The organism is Pseudomonas sp. MWU13-2862 (genome assembly GCF_023242495.1).
In the GTDB taxonomy this organism is placed as follows: domain Bacteria; phylum Pseudomonadota; class Gammaproteobacteria; order Pseudomonadales; family Pseudomonadaceae; genus Aquipseudomonas; species Aquipseudomonas gingeri_D.
This window is the reverse complement of sequence record NZ_JALMEZ010000018.1, coordinates 1-16,470: the sequence shown is the minus strand read 5'-3', so window position 1 is coordinate 16,470 and position 16,470 is coordinate 1. Positions and strand designations below refer to the sequence as shown.

Here is a 16,470-nt window from a genome sequence, read left to right as displayed (position 1 = left end):
TGCATGGCCTTTCACCCAATCGCCGCCGATGACGACTGCAGTGGCGTCGGCGTTACGCGCACCTATGCCTGGATCGTTTTTGCACTGACGTTCGGCTTGTTGATTTCCGATTACATGTCGCGCCAGGTCCTGAACGCGGTGTTCCCCCTGCTCAAGGGGGAGTGGGCCCTGAGCGATGGTCAGCTCGGCCTGCTCAGTGGCGTTGTCGCCCTGATGGTCGGCCTGCTGACATTCCCTCTCTCGCTGCTGGCGGATCGCTTCGGTCGGGTCAAGAGTCTGGCGCTGATGGCCTTGCTGTGGAGCCTGGCGACCCTGGGCTGTGGCTTGGCCCAGGATTACCCGCAGATGTTTATCGCCCGCTTCATGGTGGGTGTCGGCGAGGCGGCCTACGGCAGCGTTGGCATCGCCGTGGTGATTTCGGTGTTTCCCAAGCATCTGCGGGCAACCCTGGCCAGTGCCTTCATGGCGGGTGGCATGTTCGGTTCGGTATTGGGCATGGCCCTGGGCGGGGCCATCGCAGCCAAGCTGGGCTGGCGCTGGTCGTTCGCCGGCATGGCGTTGTTCGGCCTGCTGCTGGCGGTGCTTTACCCGATCATCGTCCGCGAAGCGCGCATTGCCCCGCAACGCGCGAGCCTGGCCGTGAACAAGGCCGCGGCGGCGGTCAAGCGTCCGCTGAGCACGCTGTGTTCCAGCCGCTCGGTGATCGCGGCCTATATCGGCAGCGGCCTGCAACTGTTCGTCGGCGGCACTGTGATTGTGTGGATGCCCAGCTACCTCAATCGGTATTACGCCATGGCCACGGACAAGGCCGGTGGCGTCGCGGCGATCATCGTGCTGTGCAGCGGCGCAGGGATGATTCTGTGCGGCATGCTCAGCGACCGCCTGTGTCGCCACTGTCCGGAGCGCAAGGTGGCCCTGGCCATTGCTTACTGCCTGGGCAGTTGCCTGCTGCTGTCAGCGGCGTTCGCCTTGTCGGCGGGGCCTGCGCAACTGCTGTTGATCTGCCTGGGCATGCTGATGGCCGCCGGTACCACGGGCCCGGCCGGGGCGATGGTCGCCAACCTGACCCACTATTCGGTCCATGGAACGGCCTTTGCCACGCTGACCTTGGCCAACAACCTGCTGGGGTTGGCGCCCGGGCCGTTCATCACCGGCAAGCTGTCTGATGTGATCGGCTTACATGCCGCGTTCCAGTGGGTGCCCCTGGTGAGCATCGCGGCGGCGGCGGTGTTTTTTTATGCCAAGTGCCATTACCACAAGGATATCGCCCGGCTGGCCGGCGAGCGTGCCGACGATTTGGAAAGTGAAGCGACATCAGGGGTGAAGGTGTGAGTAGTCATTTACGTATTGATGTGTTTTTCGATTTCATCTGCCCCTGGTGCCTGATCGGCAAACGTCAACTGGATCGTGCGCAGGACCTGTTGCACCTCCAGCAACCGGGGGTGGAAATCACCACGCAGTGGCATGGGGTGCAGTTATTGCCACACCTGCCGGTGCAGGGCGAACCCTTCGCCGAGTTTTATCGCCAGCGCCTGGGCAGTGACGAAGCGGTGAGTCTGCGTCAGCTCCAGGTGCAACGGGCCGCGATGGCGGTGGGGGCGGCCATTGACCTGAGTCGCATCGCCATCATGCCCAATACCGCCGATGCCCATCGCTTGCTGGCGCGTGCCAGCGTGCTGGGCGATAGCGTTCGACGCGACGCGTTGCTGGAGCGTCTGTTCGCCGCCTATTTCCGGTTTGGCGAGGACCTGGGTTGCCCGCAGACCTTGCTCGCCATCGGTCAAGCGTGTGGTTACGACATGGACGAATTGGCGGACTGTCTGAAAGGGGACGCCAGTCCCTTTTCAGGCAATGACGCGGCGGCGTCCAGCGGTGTGCCCAGTTTTCAGTTCAATGGTTGCCTGACGACGGTCGGTGCCCAGCCTGCCGAGGTGCTGGTGGGTGTCATGGGCGAAGCCCTTCAGGAAAACCGGCGCGCGTGGCAAACCCTATGAGCAGGCGTGTCCCGGTGCCTGCCGGAAAACTCCCGCAGGTGGGTGGTCGTGCGCTGGTGGAATTTGAGGAGAAAAGTCTGGCGCTGTTCAACATCGACGGTGAGCTGTTCGCCATCGATGACAGTTGCCCCCATCAGGGTGCCTCGCTGTGCGGCGGACGCCTTGAGGGCCGGGTGATTCAGTGCTGCGCCCATGGCCTGCGCTTCGATCTGCGTAGTGGCTACCTGCTTAATTCGACCCTGCTCAAAGTCGCCCACTACCCGGTCGAAGTCATTGAAGGCCAGGCATTTATCGTCATCGTTTCCGAGGAGACCGCGCCATGAGCGCCATCGCTTTTACCCGTATGCATAGCCGAACGCGTGAGTTGGTGCCCGGTCTTGTGATCAGCCTGATCGTTGCGGCGGCGGCGTCGTTCTTGTCCGAGCATTACGGAGCACCGGTGATGTTGTTTGCCCTGCTGCTGGGCATGGCGCTGAATTTCCTGGCCGGTGAGGGGGCCTGTAAGGCCGGTATCGAGTTCACCGCACGCACCGTGTTACGCATGGGGGTCGCGCTGCTGGGCATGCGTATCACTCTTGAACAGATTGCCGCGCTGGGCTGGAAGCCCGTGGCCCTGGTGGTGATTCTGGTGGTGGTGACGATTGGCGTCTCGGTGGTGGCGGCTAAGGCACTGGGCTTTCAGCGCTTGTTCGGCCTGCTCACGGGAGGCGCCACCGCGATCTGTGGTGCGTCGGCGGCGCTGGCCCTGGCGGCGGCGCTGCCCAATCATCCGCAGAAGGAGCGTGCCACGCTGTTCACCGTGATCGGGGTATCGGCATTGTCCACCACGGCGATGATCCTCTACCCGATGATCGCCAATTGGCTGTCGCTGTCACCGAAACTGGCCGGCGTGTTCCTTGGCGCGACCATCCACGATGTGGCTCAGGTGGTCGGTGCGGGTTACAGCATGTCGACCGAGACCGGCGATACGGCGACGGTGGTCAAGCTGATGCGGGTGGCCATGCTGGTGCCGGTGATCGTCGCTGGGGCGATGGTCACCCGCATGCAGGGCGCCGACCCGACGGGCAAGCGCCCACCGCTGCTTCCGTGGTTCGCTGTCGGTTTTGTGCTGCTGGCCTGTCTCAACAGTACTGGCTGGGTAGTTCCGGTGGTGCAGGGCGCGGTCAATGAGCTGTCGCGCTGGAGCCTGGTGGTGTCCATCAGCGCCCTGGGGATGAAAACTCAGCTCAAGGAACTGGCCGCTGTCGGCATCAAGCCCATTCTGTTGATGGTGGGAGAGACGGTATTCCTGGCTGTGCTGGTGCTGCTATTGCTGCACTGGGGCTTTTAAGCGCGGCTGTAGGTGCTTGCTGGCCAGGCGGCACTGCGTTGATACCTCGTCGTCGCAGGGTGCTCGACCGGTGTCACACACACCGGTTCTTTCGCGGCGACTGTACCAGCAGTCGCCGTTTTTTTTGCCTCGCGTTCAGGAGGCTCTGGGCGGCGTGGAGTCGCTCGAGAGTTTGCCGCCAGCCTGCTTTTGCGTGCTGCGCCAGGCGGCGGGTGGCATGCCGAACTGGGTGATGAACCAGCGAGTGAAGGAGCTCGCCATGGAATAACCGAGCATGTCGGCGATCCGTCCCAGCGAGTAGTTCGGGTTATCCAGGTAGCGCAGCACCAGGTCGCGGCGTACGTCGTTGATCAGGTCGTTGAAGGCGCAGCCGTCGTCCTTCAGGCGACGTTGCAGGGTCCTTACGTTCATGCCCTGGGTCTGGGCGATCTGCTCGATGGTGGCGCGGCCCATCGGCAACAACAGGTAGATCGCCTTGCGCACTTCGAACAGCATCGACGGGCCTTCGTGGCCGAGCAGCGAGTCGAGGTAGCTTTGCGCATAACGGGCCATGGCCGGATCGGCATGGGGATTGGTCATGTCGAGGCTGGCATTGGAACAGACAATGCCATTGAACTCGCTGCCAAATTCCAGGGTGCAGCCGAACAGACGACGATGCAGGTGCAGGTCATCGGGGGGCTGGTGGGTGAAGTTGACGCTGTAGGGGCGCCAGTGGGTGCCGAGCACCGCGGCACATAGACGGAACATCACGCCGATGGCCAGCTCGATGGCTTGCCGGGAGGGCATCGGCGATTCGGTGACCACCTCCTCGCGAATGATCACCATCTTGCCGGCCTCTTCAATAAAGATGGCCAGCGAATCGTTCATCAAGTGCCGGTAATGCACCACCACCTGCAGGGCCTCACGCAGCGTGCGTTGGTGGCTGAGCAGCAGGCTCACCACACCAAAGTCCGAGAGCTGGCGCGATTCCGCCATGCTCAGGCCGAAGTTCTGGCAGCCGCTGGCGGCGGCCGAGTCTTCCAGCAGGCGCACGGCGGCATCGATGGCGATACGCTGTTCGGGCGCTTGCAACTGGGCCTTGCTCAGGCCGACGCCGGCCAGCACATCGCGCGGGTTGAAGCCCAGGTATTGGGTGACCTCCAGGTAGTTGGTCAAGACGGCGGCGCGAACAAGCTTTGGCATGCAGAGGTCTTTCCTGGGCCGGTGGCGATGGAAACGAGCCTGTCGACTATATCCAGCGCGTCGGAACTTGAACAGTTGTAACAAAGTTGATGAAACGCACCCCCTTCAGTCCCGGATCACCGCGACTGACGGGAGCCCGAGCCCTTCACTCAATGATTACGGCAACCCGCGACCCGCTCGCCGGGTCTTGAGACCGGTGGTCGCGGCACGCCCGCGCCGGGAAATCTGTCATCAAAAGAAAAGTGCCTGACGTCCAATGAAAAGCGGCAGGGGTGGGCGCTCTTTAATGTCAGTCCTACAAAAAGCCTCTGGCGATAGAGCCAGTCGAGTCATCGAGAAAGCGAAGGTGTTGAAGTGGACAGACTGCTAACTGCCGCAACCGTTCTGATCGTACCGGGCCTGCGCGAGCACGTGGCCGAGCATTGGCAAACGCTGCTGGCCGCCAGGCTCTGCAAGGTGCGCAGTGTGCCGCCGCTGGAAACCGACAAGCTCGACTGCGCGGCGCGTGTGCGGGCGATCCAGCACGAACTGGAGCAGATCGACGGGCCGGTGATCCTGGTGGCCCACAGCGCCGGCGTGTTGATGGTTGCCCACTGGGCGGCTCAGTACACCCGCCCGATCAAGGGCGCCTTGCTGGTCGCGCCACCGGATCTCGATGCCGACTGGCCGCAAGGCTACCCTTGCTCTGAAACCCTGCGTCGCCAGGGTTGGAATCCTCTACCCCAAGGCCCGTTGCCGTTCCCGGCGATCGTCGCCGCCAGCAGCAACGATCACCTGGCCAGCCTCTCGGCCGTCACCGGCCTGGCCGCGGGCTGGGGCGCCGAACTGCGCAACTTCGGCGCGGTGGGTCATCTCAATCCAGCGGCAGGTTTTGGCCCCTGGCCGCAGGCCGAAGCCCTGGTCCTGGAGCTGGATCGCTAATTCAGGCGCCGGCTGGCCCCACGCCAACCGGCATTTGCCCTCATTCCTGAAAAACGTTGGCCTCTGGCACAAGGGGTTGCGTGAGGGCGGCTGCGCTTAAAACAACTACAAAATGGCGGAGACAACGCAATGCATAACAACAAGCGTCTCGGGTTCGCACCCTCGCGGTACACCTTGCTGGCCTCGGCCATTCTGGCCACGGCCCTGCCGACGGCCCAGGCGATGGAGCTGGACACGGGTAACCCGGACTGGAGCGCGCGCCTGGATAACACGGTCAAATACAACTACGGGGTGCGCACCGAAAACGCCGACAAGCGTATGTTGGGCACGCCGAACAACAACGATGGCGACTACAACTTCCGCAAGGCCGGGAGCACGGTCACCGATCGTGTCGACCTGTTGACCGAGATGGACGTGGTCTACAAGAACAGCATGGGCTTTCGTGTCAGTACCGCCAGTTGGTATGACCGGGCCTATGAAAATGTCGGCTCCACTGCCAATCCGTTCGTCAACGGCAATGGCTCAACGTCCGGCCTGGTGGCCAACGATCCACGGCCTACGGGGGTCAAGGGCGTCGGCAATGGCAGTTCGAACCTTAGCAACTACGCCCAGCGTTACTACACCGGTCCTTCCGGCGAAATCCTGGATGCCTTCGTGTTCTATAGCACTGACGTGGGCGAAGAGTCCCTGCTGAGTGTTAAAGCGGGTCAGCACAACGTGTTCTGGGGCGAGACGGTGCTCAACCCGGTGCATTCGATGAGCTATGGCCAGTCGGGTCTGGACCTGGCGAAGCTGGCGGCCTCGCCCGGTACCGAAGCCAAGGAGCTGTTCGTTCCGCGTAACCAGCTGTCGATGTCGTTCACCGTCAATCCCGAGTTGACGGTCGGCGCCCAGTATTTCCTCCACTGGGATGCCGCCCGCCTGCCGGAAGCCGGGACTTTCTATGGCGGTTCCGATCTGGTCGGGTCCGGTGCGCAGTCGTTCCTGCTGGGCAACACCAACGCTCCGGTGGGCACCCCGACGAACTGCGGCCTGGCGCCGTGTAACGGACTGACCAATGTGCGTCGCGGGACTGACTTGACGCCGAGCAACATGGGCGACTGGGGGGTAATGGCCAAGTGGTCGCCTAAGTGGCTGGACGGTACGCTGGGTCTCTACTATCGCAAGACCTCGGACATCCTGCCCCAGGCCTGGCTCGATGCTCGCGGCATCACCTCGAAAGGGCCGTCGCCGAGCCCGGTCGTCAACGTTCTCAACTCGTTGAGCACCAGCACCTATCAACTGGCCTATGCCGACGACATCCATATCTTCGGCCTGAGCCTGTCCAAGGAGATAGACGGTGTGAGCGTGGGCTCGGACCTGAGCATCCGTCACAACATGCCTCTGGCCAGTATCCCGGCGATTGTCAGCTCCACCAGTCCCAATGGTCTGGGGGCTGGCCTGGGCCTGCTGCCGGCGCGCACGGCCGCGACGGGGGTGATCTATGACACACCGAGCAACGGCGACAGTATGAGCGCCACCGGTGACACGTTGCACTGGACGCTCAACGGTCTGATGACCCTGCCCAAAACGTCGCTGTTCGATTCGGCGACCCTGCTCTCCGAGCTGTACTACAGCAACCTGCTCAAACTCGATAGCAAGAATGCGGCGCTCTACAAGGGCCAGGCCAGCTATCGCGGTATCGATGCGCCGACCCGGGACAACTGGGGCATCGCCGTCAACTTCACCCCGACCTGGTATCAGGTGTTACCCGGTGTCGACTTGAACATGCCGTTGTCCATCAACGCCGGCATCGCCGGTGTGTCGCCGGTGTCCGGTGGAGGAGCCAAGGACACTGGCAACTATGCCGTCGGTTTCGGTGCCGTCGTGTACAACAAATACTTTGTCGACCTCAAGTACGTGGACTCCTTTGGCAAGACCGACAAGTGCGACGTCAGTGGCGTGAGTAGCGGCGCGGCCGCTGCCGGTAGCGGTAACGGCTCGACACCGAACGCCTTCAGCGGCAACCAGAACTACGCCTGTTATGCCGGCGGTTACTCGGCCTTTTCCGGAGGCGGCGCAACCACCGCGGACCGTGGCGCCGTGTATCTGACGATGAAAACCACCTTTTGATTCACGTATGGCCCCAGTCACGCTGGCAGGAGAACAACAAGATGAAATTCGTGCGTACATTGCTGGCCGTTTCACTGGCCATGGCCGTCGCCGCTCAGGCACAGGCCGCTGTTTCGGCTCAGGAGGCCGCCAAACTGGGCAGCAGCCTGACCTTGGTCGGCGCTGAAAAAGCCGCGAATGCCGACGGCTCCATACCCGCCTATTCGGGCGGCCTGAGTACCCCGCCGGCCAGTTTCAAGACCGGTGACAGTATGCGTCCGGATCCCTTTGCCGATGAAAAGCCGCTGCTGGTGATTGATGGCAAGAATGTCGATCAGTACAAGGGTGAACTCACGGCGACCAGCGCCGAACTGGCCAAGCGTTTCCCGACCTTCCATATCAATGTCTATCCGACCCACCGTACCGTCACGCTACCCAAGGCCGTGCTGGATAACGGTGTGAAAAATGCCACTGGGGCCAAGTCCCTGGAAGGTGGGTTGGCCATCGATAACGTGCTGCCCGGCGTGCCGTTTCCGATTCCACAGACGGGCAATGAGGCCATGTGGAACTTCCTGCTGCGTTATCAGGGGGTCAGCATCAGCTCCAAGTACGACTCCTGGAACGTCGATTCCGCCGGCGTTGCGAGCCTGGCCATCACCGGGCAAGCGTTCATCTCCTATCCGATCTACGAAAACCTGGAGAAGCCGATCGGCAGCACCGACGTGTATTACCAGATGAAGCTGTCTTACACCGGGCCCGCACGCCGGGCCGGCGAGGCCGTGATGCTCAAGGACGCCGCCAACCCGTTGCAACAGCCACGCCGCGGCTGGCAGTACCTGCCAGGCCAGCGCCGGGTCAAGCTGGCGCCGGATCTGGCCTACGACACGCCTAACCCTGGCACCGCTGGTGCGGGCACCTATGACGATGTCTTTGTGTTCAACGGTGCATTGGATCGTTACGACTGGAAGCTGGTGGGCAAGCAGGAAATGATCGTGCCCTACAACACCTACAAGCTGACCTACGCCCAGGACCCCAAGTCACTGACCACCGCCAATCACCTGGCCCCCGACTATGTGCGCTGGGAAAAGCACCGGGTCTGGGTGGTGGAGGGCACCCTCAAGGCCGGCGCTCGGCACATCTACCAGAAGCGTCGCTTCTACCTGGATGAAGACAGCTGGACCGCTCTGGCTTCCGACGAGTACGACGCCCGCGGTCAGTTGTACCGTGGCTCCTTTGCGTTCCTCAGCCAAAGCTATGACAAGCAGATCCCGGACTCCACGCCCTTCATGATCTATGACCTGGTCGGCGGCTCCTACAACATCAACGGTGTGGTAGGGCCCTACGGCGGTATCAAGTACATCGAGCCGCTCTCCAAGGCGCAGTGGTCGCCGGAGTCGCTGGCCGGTAGCGGCATTCGCTAAGCGCACGACGACAACACGTCCTTCCGGGCCACTGCTGACAAGGCAGTGGGCTGGTGCGTGGTTGTTCGTCTGGGCGGCGAAGTTTGAACGTCGGACTGCACGGTTGTGTGTTCCTGCGCAGCTTTTCGAAGAGGACGCGGTATGTGTTCGTATAAAAAATACCTGCAATTGGCCCTGGGCGCCGTGTTTGTGCTGTTGCAGGGCCTGGCCCAGGCGGGCGCCTACATTGATGTGCTGGATCTGCCGGCCCGAGCCAGCCCTCTGGCGCTCAGCAGCCCGTTGTTGGGCGTGGCGCGCGCCGGTCTGCGCTTGGTTACGGTCGGGCAGCGTGGCCACATTCTCTATTCCGACGATTCCGGCAAACACTGGCAGCAAGCCGCAGTGCCGGTGAGCGCCGATCTCAGCGCGGTGAACTTCCCGTCTGCACGGCAGGGCTGGGCGGTGGGCAACGACGGCGTGGTCTTGCACAGCAGCGACGCCGGCGCGACCTGGCACAAGCAACTGGACGGTCGCCAGATCGGTGCCTTGCTGGTCGAGCACTATGGGGCATTGGCCCGTGCCGAACCGGGTAACCCACAATGGCCGTTGCTGGCCATCGAGGGCCAGCGGCTGGTGGAGCAGGGCGCGGACAAACCCTTGCTCGACGTCTGGTTCGCCAACGACAACCTCGGCTATGTGGTCGGTGTGTTCAACCTGATCCTGCGTACCGAGGACGGTGGCCAGACCTGGACCCCGTTCCAGGATCGCACCGACAACCCCCAGGGCTTTCACCTCAACGCCATCGCGTCCACCGGCGACGGGCTGTATATCGCCGGGGAACAGGGCCTGTTGCTCAAGTGGGATGACACCCGTCAGCGCTTTGCCGCGGTGCCGACGCCCTATCAGGGCAGTTTTTTCGGTGTGCTCGGCAAACCTGGCGAAGTGCTCGCCTACGGCTTGCGCGGCAACGTGTGGCGCAGCACCGATGGCGGCCTCAGTTGGATCCCGCTGGACAGCGGCCTGCACATCAGCATCACCGCCGGCATTGTCGACGCCAGTGGTCGTTACCGCTTGTTCACCCAGGGCGGGCAGATGTTGCTCAGCCAGGGGAGCGGCGCGGACATGCGCCTGGTGCGCGAGCCCGTGCCGCTACCGGTGGCCGGCGCCGTCCAGGCGGTCAATGGTGTCCTGGTGGTGGTGGGCAACCGTGGTGTCCAGGCATTGCCCGAAGAATAAGACCTCGAACCCTTAGAGCGAGAACCCAGACATGGGCACTATCAAGCAAGACACCATGCCGGTGATCCGAGACGTGCGTGACTTCGACCGCCGTTCCGGCAATCGCCTGGAACGGCTGGTGTTCAATCATCGCCCGTTGTTCATGCTGCTGATGGCCCTGGCCACGGTGGTGCTGGGCTACATGGGCGCAACGCGCCTGGAACTGCGTCCCAGCTTCGAGAACATGATTCCTCGCAGCCAGCCGTATATCCAGAACTTCCTGGAGAACCGCCAGTCGCTGCGCGGCCTGGGCAACTCGGTGCGGGTGGTGATCGAGAACACCCGGGGTGACATTTTCGACCCCGCTTACCTGGACGTGCTCAAGCAAGTCAATGACCAACTGTTCCTCGCCGAAGGCGTCGACCGCGCCTGGATGAAATCCTTGTGGAGTCCGGCGGTGCGCTGGACCGAAGTCACCGAAGACGGTTTCCAGGGTGGGCCGGTGATGCCCGATACCTATGAGGGCAAGCCCGAGCAGATCGAACAGTTGCGCCAGAATATCTCTCGCGCCGGACTTGTCGGCAGTCTGGTGGCCAGTGACTTCAAGTCGAGCATGCTGGTGGTCCCGTTGCTGGACAAGGCGGTAGCCGGCGGCCGGCCGATCAACTACCAAGCGTTCTCGCAGATGCTCGAAGAACAGCTGCGCGACAAGATCGAATTCGCCGGCGACAGTGCCGCGCGCAAGGCCGGAGAAGAGGGCAAGGGTCCGTACAAAGTCCGGGTGATCGGTTTCGCCAAACTGATGGGTGACCTGATCGATGGTCTGATTCAGGTGATGATGTTCTTTGGCTTGGCCGTGGTCACCTCGCTGGCCATCATTTTCCTCTACACCCGTTGCGTGCGCAGCACCTTGCTGGTGGTCGGCTGCTCGTTGGTCGCGGTGATCTGGCAACTGGGCATCGTCGCCTGGCTGGGCTATGCCATCGATCCGTACTCGGTGCTGGTGCCGTTTCTGATCTTCGCTATCGGGGTATCCCACGCGGCGCAGAAGATGAATGGCATCATGCAGGACATCGCCCGTGGCACCCACCGGCTGATCGCCGCACGCTACACCTTTCGCCGGCTGTTCATTGCCGGTGTCACCGCGTTGCTGGCCGACGCCGTGGGCTTCGCCGTGCTGATGGTGATCGACATACCGGTGATCAAGGACTTGGCCATCACCGCCAGCATCGGTGTGGCGGTGCTGATCTTTACTTCACTGTTACTGATGCCGGTGGCGCTGTCCTATGTCGGTGTGGGCGCCAAGGCGGCAGAGCGCGCCCTGAAAATCGACAACCGCGCGGACAGCCATCGGGGCTTTGGCAAACTGTGGGATTGGCTCGACCGTTTCACCACGGTCAAATGGGCCAGGGGCGCCGTCCTGATCGCTCTTCTGATGGGCATCAGCGGCTTCCTGATCAGCCTGCACCTGAAGGTCGGCGACCTTGAAAGTGGGGCGCCGGAGTTGCGTGTCGATTCTCGCTATAACCGTGACAACGCCTACATCACCCATCACTACGCGCTGTCCAGCGACCTGTTCGCGGTGATGATCAAGACACCCGCCGAAGGTTGCCTGAGCTACAAGACGCTGATCCTCGCCGACCGCCTGGCCTGGGAGCTGCAGCAGTATCCGGGGGTGCAGGCAACGGCTTCGCTGGTTAACGCCGTGCGCCAGATCACGGCTGGAACCTATGAGGGCAACCCCAAGCTCAACAGTATCCAGCGTAACCAGGACGTCCTGAACTACGCCGCGCAGCAAGCCTCGGTCAACTCCCCGGAACTGTTCAATACCGATTGCTCGCTGATGCCGGTGATTGCCTTTCTCAAGGATCACAAGGCCCAGACCCTGGATGCGGTGGTTGGCATCGCCGACAAATTTGCCAAGGACAACAGCAGCCCGGATCGCCAGTTCCTGCTGGCGGCCGGAACCGCCGGTATCGAAGCCGCTACCAACATCGTGGTACGCGAGGCCAATCGCACCATGTTGCTCTACGTTTACACGGCGGTGACGCTGTTCTGCCTGCTGACCTTCCGCAGTTGGCGCGCCACGTTGGTGGCGCTGTTACCACTGGTGCTGACCTCGATCCTCTGCGAGGCGTTGATGGTGGTCATGGGCATTGGTGTGAAGGTGGCGACCCTGCCAGTGATTGCGCTGGGGGTGGGGATCGGTGTCGATTACGCGTTGTACCTGCTCAGTGTGCAGTTGCACTACCAGCGCCAGGGCCTGCCGCTGGCGCTGGCCTACCGCAACGCCGTGGCGTTTACCGGCCGAGTGGTAGGCCTGGTGGGTATTACCCTCGCGGCCGGCGTGGTGTGCTGGGCCTGGTCGCCGATCAAGTTCCAGGCGGACATGGGCATCCTGCTGACCTTCATGTTCCTGTGGAACATGCTCGGCGCCCTGATTCTGATTCCTGCCCTGTCGTATTTCCTGTTGCGGGGGGAGTCGCTTGATCGTCATCCCGTGCCGGAGGCCGCCCCTGCGGGGCACACCGGTGAAACCGCGCCAAGCCAACATCCAGGCCGGGATCACGCCCGGGCCATTGCGGAGTAAGCCAACGATGTCTGATTACAGAGCCCCTTTGCGCGATATGCGCTTTGTCCTCAACGAGGTCTTCGAGGCGCCCACGCTATGGGCCCGGCTGCCAGGCCTGGCCGAGGTGATCGATGAAGCGACGGCCGTCGCGATCCTCGAAGAGGCCGGCAAGCTCAGTGCCGAAGTGATTGCGCCGCTGGACCGCAGTGGCGACGAACAAGGCTGCACATGGAGCCGCGGCAAAGTGACCGTCCCGGACGGTTTCGTCGCGGCGTACCGGGCGTTCGCCGAAGGCGGTTGGGTGGGCGTGGGCGGCGACCCGCAGTTCGGCGGCATGGGCATGCCCAAGGCCATTTCGGCCCAGGTCGAGGAGATGGTCAATTCAGCCAGCCTGTCTTTCGGTCTATACCCGATGCTGACCGCCGGTGCCTGCCTGTCGATCAATGTTCATGCCAGCCAGGCGCTCAAGGAGCGTTACCTGCCGAACCTGTACGCCGGCGTCTGGACCGGCTCGATGTGCCTGACCGAAGCGCATGCCGGCACCGATCTGGGCCTGATTCGAACCCGGGCCGAGCCTTCGGCTGATGGGAGCTACAGGATCAGCGGCAGCAAGATCTTCATCACCGGCGGCGAGCACGATCTGGCTGAAAACATCATTCACCTGGTGCTGGCCAGGCTGCCGGATGCACCTGCTGGCCCCAAGGGCATTTCACTGTTCCTGGTGCCCAAAGTGTTAGTGAATGCCGACGGTTCGCTGGGCGAGCGAAACGCCCTGTCCTGCGGTTCCATTGAGCACAAGATGGGTATCAAGGCGTCCGCGACCTGCGTGATGAACTTTGATGGGGCCGCCGGCTGGATCGTCGATGCGCCGAACAAGGGCCTGGCGGCGATGTTCACCATGATGAACTACGAACGCCTGGGGGTGGGGATTCAGGGGCTGGCGTTGGGCGAGCGCTCGTACCAGAACGCTGTCGAATATGCCCGAGAGCGCATCCAGAGCCGCGCACCAAGTGGCCCGCAGGCCATCGACAAGGCCGCCGATCCAATCATCGTGCATCCGGATGTGCGGCGCATGCTGTTGACCATGAAGGCCTTCAATGAAGGGGGGCGGGCATTTTCCAGCTATGTGGCCCTGCAACTCGATACCGCCAAGTACAGCGAGGACCCGGCAACCCGCTCTCGCGCCCAGGAGCTGGTGTCGTTGCTGACCCCGGTGGCCAAGGCGTTTCTCACCGACATGGGGCTGGAGACCACGTTGCATGGCCAGCAGATCTTCGGCGGCCACGGTTACATCCGCGAATGGGGGCAGGAGCAATTGGTTCGCGATGTCCGCATCACGCAGATCTACGAAGGCACCAACGGTATCCAGTCACTGGACCTGGCCGGGCGCAAGATCGTCGGTAGCGGCGGGGCGCTCTACCGTTTGTTCGCCGCTGAAATCCGCCATTTCACCGCCAACGCCGGCGCTGGACTCGGCGAGTTCTGCAAGCCTTTGAACGCCGCCGTGGACACCCTCGACGAGCTGACGGAGTGGTTGCTGGATCGGGCAACGAACACGCCCAACGAAATCGGTGCCGCCTCGGTCGAGTACCTGCAGGTGTTCGGCTACACCGCTTATGCCTACATGTGGGCGCTGATGGCCCGAGCGGCCAAGGGCAAGCAGGCGGAGGAGGACTTCTACGTCAGCAAACTGGGCACCGCACGTTTCTACTTTGCCCGCCTGCTGCCACGCATCCACTCGTTGAGCGCTTCGCTCAGGGCCGGTAGCGAATGCCTGTACGAGCTGGACGCAACGCACTTCTGATCGAAAGGAAAAGGAACCTCAACCATGATGGCGACAAAAATCATTCCTCCGGCCCAAGGCGCTTATACCTATCCCTTGTTGATCAAGCGATTGCTGCTGTCAGGGGTTCGCTACGAGCCTGGGCGGGAGATCGTCTATGCCGACAAACTGCGCTACAGCTACCAGACGCTCAACCAGCGTATCCGCCGACTGGCCAATGCCTTGACGGCTGCCGGGGTCAAGGCCGGGGACACGGTGGCTCTGCTCGATTGGGACAGCCATCGCTACCTGGAGTGTTTCTTTGCCGTGCCGATGATCGGCGCGGTGCTGCATACCGTGAACATTCGTCTTTCTCCGGATCAGGTGCTCTATACCATGAACCACGCCGAGGATGACCTGGTGCTGGTGCATGATGATTTTCTGCCCTTGATCGAGCCGATCCACGGGCAACTGGGTACGGTCAAAGGTTACCTGCAGCTCACTGACGACACGGCAGCCGAGACGGCTCTGCCGGTGCTGGGTGAATATGAGCAGCTGTTGTCCCAGGCAACGGACCAGTACGACTTCCCTGACTTTGACGAAAACTCGGTGGCCACCCTGTTCTACACCACAGGCACGACCGGGCAGCCGAAGGGGGTCTATTTCACTCACCGCCAACTGGTGTTGCACACCTTGAATGCGGCGGGAACGCTGGGCTCCAGTCTACCGCTGCTACGTTGCGATGATGTGTACATGCCCATCACGCCGATGTTTCACGTGCATGCCTGGGGTGTGCCGTATGTCGCCACCCTGATGGGGCTCAAGCAGGTGTACCCCGGCCGTTACGAACCCAACAGCCTGGTCCGGCTGTATCGTGAGGAGAACGTCACCTTTTCCCATTGTGTGCCGACCATTCTGCAAATGATCCTGGGCTGCGAGGAAGCGGCCAGGACCCGCCTGGATGGCTGGAAAATGCTCCTGGGGGGCAGTGCCCTGACCCTGGGCCTTGCCAGCGAAGCAAGCGCCAGGGGGATTGAGGTGCACAGTGGTTATGGCATGTCGGAAACCTGTCCGTTGCTGTGCACGACTTACCTGCGTGAAGAGGCGCTGGCATTACCCATGCACACCCAGTTGGCCCTGCGCATCAAGACCGGGACACCGGTGCCGATGGTCGATCTGAAAATCATCGATGCCAGAGGCAATGACGTCGCTCATGACGGTGAGTCCTTGGGTGAGATCGTGGTGCGCGCGCCCTGGTTGACCCAAGGTTACTGGAAGGAACCGGAAAAGGGCGCCGAGTTGTGGCGCAATGGCTGGATGCACACCGGTGACATGGCCTCTATCGACGCCTTGGGCGGGGTGGAAATCAAGGATCGGATCAAGGACGTCATCAAGACGGGAGGGGAGTGGATCAGTTCCCTGGAGCTGGAGAGCCTGATCAGCGAGCATGCGGCGGTCAGGTCGGTCGCGGTGGTGGGCATTGTGGATGAACAGTGGGGCGAACGGCCGATGGCGCTGGTGGTGTGCGAGCCTGGGCAGTATCTCGACCACAAGACGCTGGTGATGCACTTGCAAGCGTTTGTCCTGCAGGGGCGGATCAATAAGTGGGCGATTCCCAAGCAGTTCAAGTTTGTCACCGAGATTCCGAGGACCAGCGTCGGGAAGATCGACAAGAAGCGCATCCGGGAAAGTGAGTTGAGCTGAAGGGCGCATCGAAGGCAGAGGGGCGTCGCCCATTCGAAGTCAATGTGTTCGGCACGGTAGCGGTGACCAAGGCTTTCGTGCCTTACGCGCTACCGTAACGGCGTTTGCCCTTCACCCACGCCAACCGTCCCTGTACTCACGAATATCGGCTCCATAGGTTTTTGTCGTCGGTGGGGGGCTCGATAACCAGGTCATACTGATAGCGAGCAGGGATAGCTTGTTCCAAAACGCCCTCACCGATCTGAGACCATTTATACGATTCAAACGCTTTTGACCGGCTCTTCTGACACAAATAAATA

The 16,470-nt window shown here is 62.1% G+C and carries 12 protein-coding genes; 11 read left to right on the top strand and 1 reads right to left on the bottom strand.

The features are described 5' to 3' along the window. The first annotated feature begins 3 nt into the window (after positions 1-3). Genes M5C56_RS27005 through M5C56_RS26990 form a run of 4 tightly spaced genes read left to right on the top strand, consistent with a single transcriptional unit; the run spans position 4 to position 3,324 of the window. Positions 4-1,332, top strand: a complete 1,329-nt coding sequence (locus M5C56_RS27005; protein ID WP_103499246.1) for an MFS transporter — start codon at positions 4-6, stop codon at positions 1,330-1,332. After that, on the top strand, positions 1,329-1,994 hold the full coding sequence (locus tag M5C56_RS27000; RefSeq protein WP_103499247.1) for a DsbA family oxidoreductase: 666 nt from the start codon (positions 1,329-1,331) through the stop codon (positions 1,992-1,994). Before M5C56_RS27005 ends, M5C56_RS27000 begins: the two co-directional genes overlap by 4 nt. Beyond that, entirely contained in the window at positions 1,991-2,317 is a 327-nt protein-coding gene (locus tag M5C56_RS26995) for a Rieske 2Fe-2S domain-containing protein (protein ID WP_103499248.1), read from the top strand. The genes M5C56_RS27000 and M5C56_RS26995 overlap by 4 nt, the downstream gene beginning before the upstream one ends. Further along, positions 2,314-3,324 carry a putative sulfate exporter family transporter gene (locus M5C56_RS26990; protein ID WP_103499249.1) on the top strand — a complete coding sequence of 337 codons (1,011 nt, stop codon included), beginning with the start codon at positions 2,314-2,316 and terminating at the stop codon, positions 3,322-3,324. The genes M5C56_RS26995 and M5C56_RS26990 overlap by 4 nt, the downstream gene beginning before the upstream one ends. Before the next feature lie 135 nt (positions 3,325-3,459). On the opposite strand, the gene M5C56_RS26985 is transcribed toward M5C56_RS26990, so the two are convergent. After that, a complete protein-coding gene (locus M5C56_RS26985) occupies positions 3,460-4,506 on the bottom strand; it encodes an AraC family transcriptional regulator (protein WP_103499250.1) in 1,047 nt (348 codons plus the stop codon). Positions 4,507-4,860: 354 nt separating this feature from the next. Here M5C56_RS26985 and M5C56_RS26980 point away from each other — a divergent pair, with 354 nt between their 5' ends. The 7 genes from M5C56_RS26980 to M5C56_RS26950 all read left to right on the top strand — a co-directional run bounded on the left by M5C56_RS26980 (position 4,861) and on the right by M5C56_RS26950 (position 16,171). Next, the gene (locus M5C56_RS26980) at positions 4,861-5,427 is read left to right on the top strand and encodes an alpha/beta hydrolase (protein ID WP_103499251.1); all 567 of its coding nucleotides are present in this window, start codon (positions 4,861-4,863) and stop codon (positions 5,425-5,427) included. A gap of 129 nt (positions 5,428-5,556) precedes the next feature. Further along, a complete protein-coding gene (locus tag M5C56_RS26975; RefSeq protein WP_103499252.1) occupies positions 5,557-7,539 on the top strand; it encodes a DUF1302 domain-containing protein in 1,983 nt (660 codons plus the stop codon). Between the two features lie 41 nt (positions 7,540-7,580). Further along, the gene (locus M5C56_RS26970) at positions 7,581-8,939 is read left to right on the top strand and encodes a DUF1329 domain-containing protein (RefSeq protein WP_103499253.1); all 1,359 of its coding nucleotides are present in this window, start codon (positions 7,581-7,583) and stop codon (positions 8,937-8,939) included. Between the two features lie 141 nt (positions 8,940-9,080). Continuing rightward, positions 9,081-10,154, top strand: a complete 1,074-nt coding sequence (locus M5C56_RS26965; protein WP_103499254.1) for a YCF48-related protein — start codon at positions 9,081-9,083, stop codon at positions 10,152-10,154. A gap of 31 nt (positions 10,155-10,185) precedes the next feature. Next, complete coding sequence (locus tag M5C56_RS26960) at positions 10,186-12,723, top strand: MMPL family transporter (protein ID WP_103499255.1); 2,538 nt, start codon at positions 10,186-10,188, stop codon at positions 12,721-12,723. Between the two features lie 7 nt (positions 12,724-12,730). Continuing rightward, positions 12,731-14,509 (top strand): acyl-CoA dehydrogenase C-terminal domain-containing protein, encoded by a 1,779-nt coding sequence (locus M5C56_RS26955; RefSeq protein WP_103499256.1) that lies wholly within the window; start codon positions 12,731-12,733, stop codon positions 14,507-14,509. A gap of 24 nt (positions 14,510-14,533) precedes the next feature. Beyond that, the gene (locus tag M5C56_RS26950) at positions 14,534-16,171 is read left to right on the top strand and encodes a fatty acid--CoA ligase (RefSeq protein ID WP_103499257.1); all 1,638 of its coding nucleotides are present in this window, start codon (positions 14,534-14,536) and stop codon (positions 16,169-16,171) included. The last annotated feature ends 299 nt before the right edge of the window (positions 16,172-16,470 follow it).

Bases quoted from the DNA above. Each gene is read 5' to 3' on its own strand.
- M5C56_RS27005 (WP_103499246.1), top strand. From the start codon at position 4: ATGGCCTTTCACCCAATCGCCGCCGATGACGACTGCAGTGGCGTCGGC.
- M5C56_RS26995 (WP_103499248.1), top strand. From the start codon at position 1,991: ATGAGCAGGCGTGTCCCGGTGCCTGCCGGAAAACTCCCGCAGGTGGGT.
- M5C56_RS26990 (WP_103499249.1), top strand. From the start codon at position 2,314: ATGAGCGCCATCGCTTTTACCCGTATGCATAGCCGAACGCGTGAGTTG.
- M5C56_RS26985 (WP_103499250.1), bottom strand. From the start codon at position 4,506: ATGCCAAAGCTTGTTCGCGCCGCCGTCTTGACCAACTACCTGGAGGTC.
- M5C56_RS26975 (WP_103499252.1), top strand. From the start codon at position 5,557: ATGCATAACAACAAGCGTCTCGGGTTCGCACCCTCGCGGTACACCTTG.
- M5C56_RS26970 (WP_103499253.1), top strand. From the start codon at position 7,581: ATGAAATTCGTGCGTACATTGCTGGCCGTTTCACTGGCCATGGCCGTC.
- M5C56_RS26965 (WP_103499254.1), top strand. From the start codon at position 9,081: ATGTGTTCGTATAAAAAATACCTGCAATTGGCCCTGGGCGCCGTGTTT.
- M5C56_RS26960 (WP_103499255.1), top strand. From the start codon at position 10,186: ATGGGCACTATCAAGCAAGACACCATGCCGGTGATCCGAGACGTGCGT.
- M5C56_RS26955 (WP_103499256.1), top strand. From the start codon at position 12,731: ATGTCTGATTACAGAGCCCCTTTGCGCGATATGCGCTTTGTCCTCAAC.
- M5C56_RS26950 (WP_103499257.1), top strand. From the start codon at position 14,534: ATGATGGCGACAAAAATCATTCCTCCGGCCCAAGGCGCTTATACCTAT.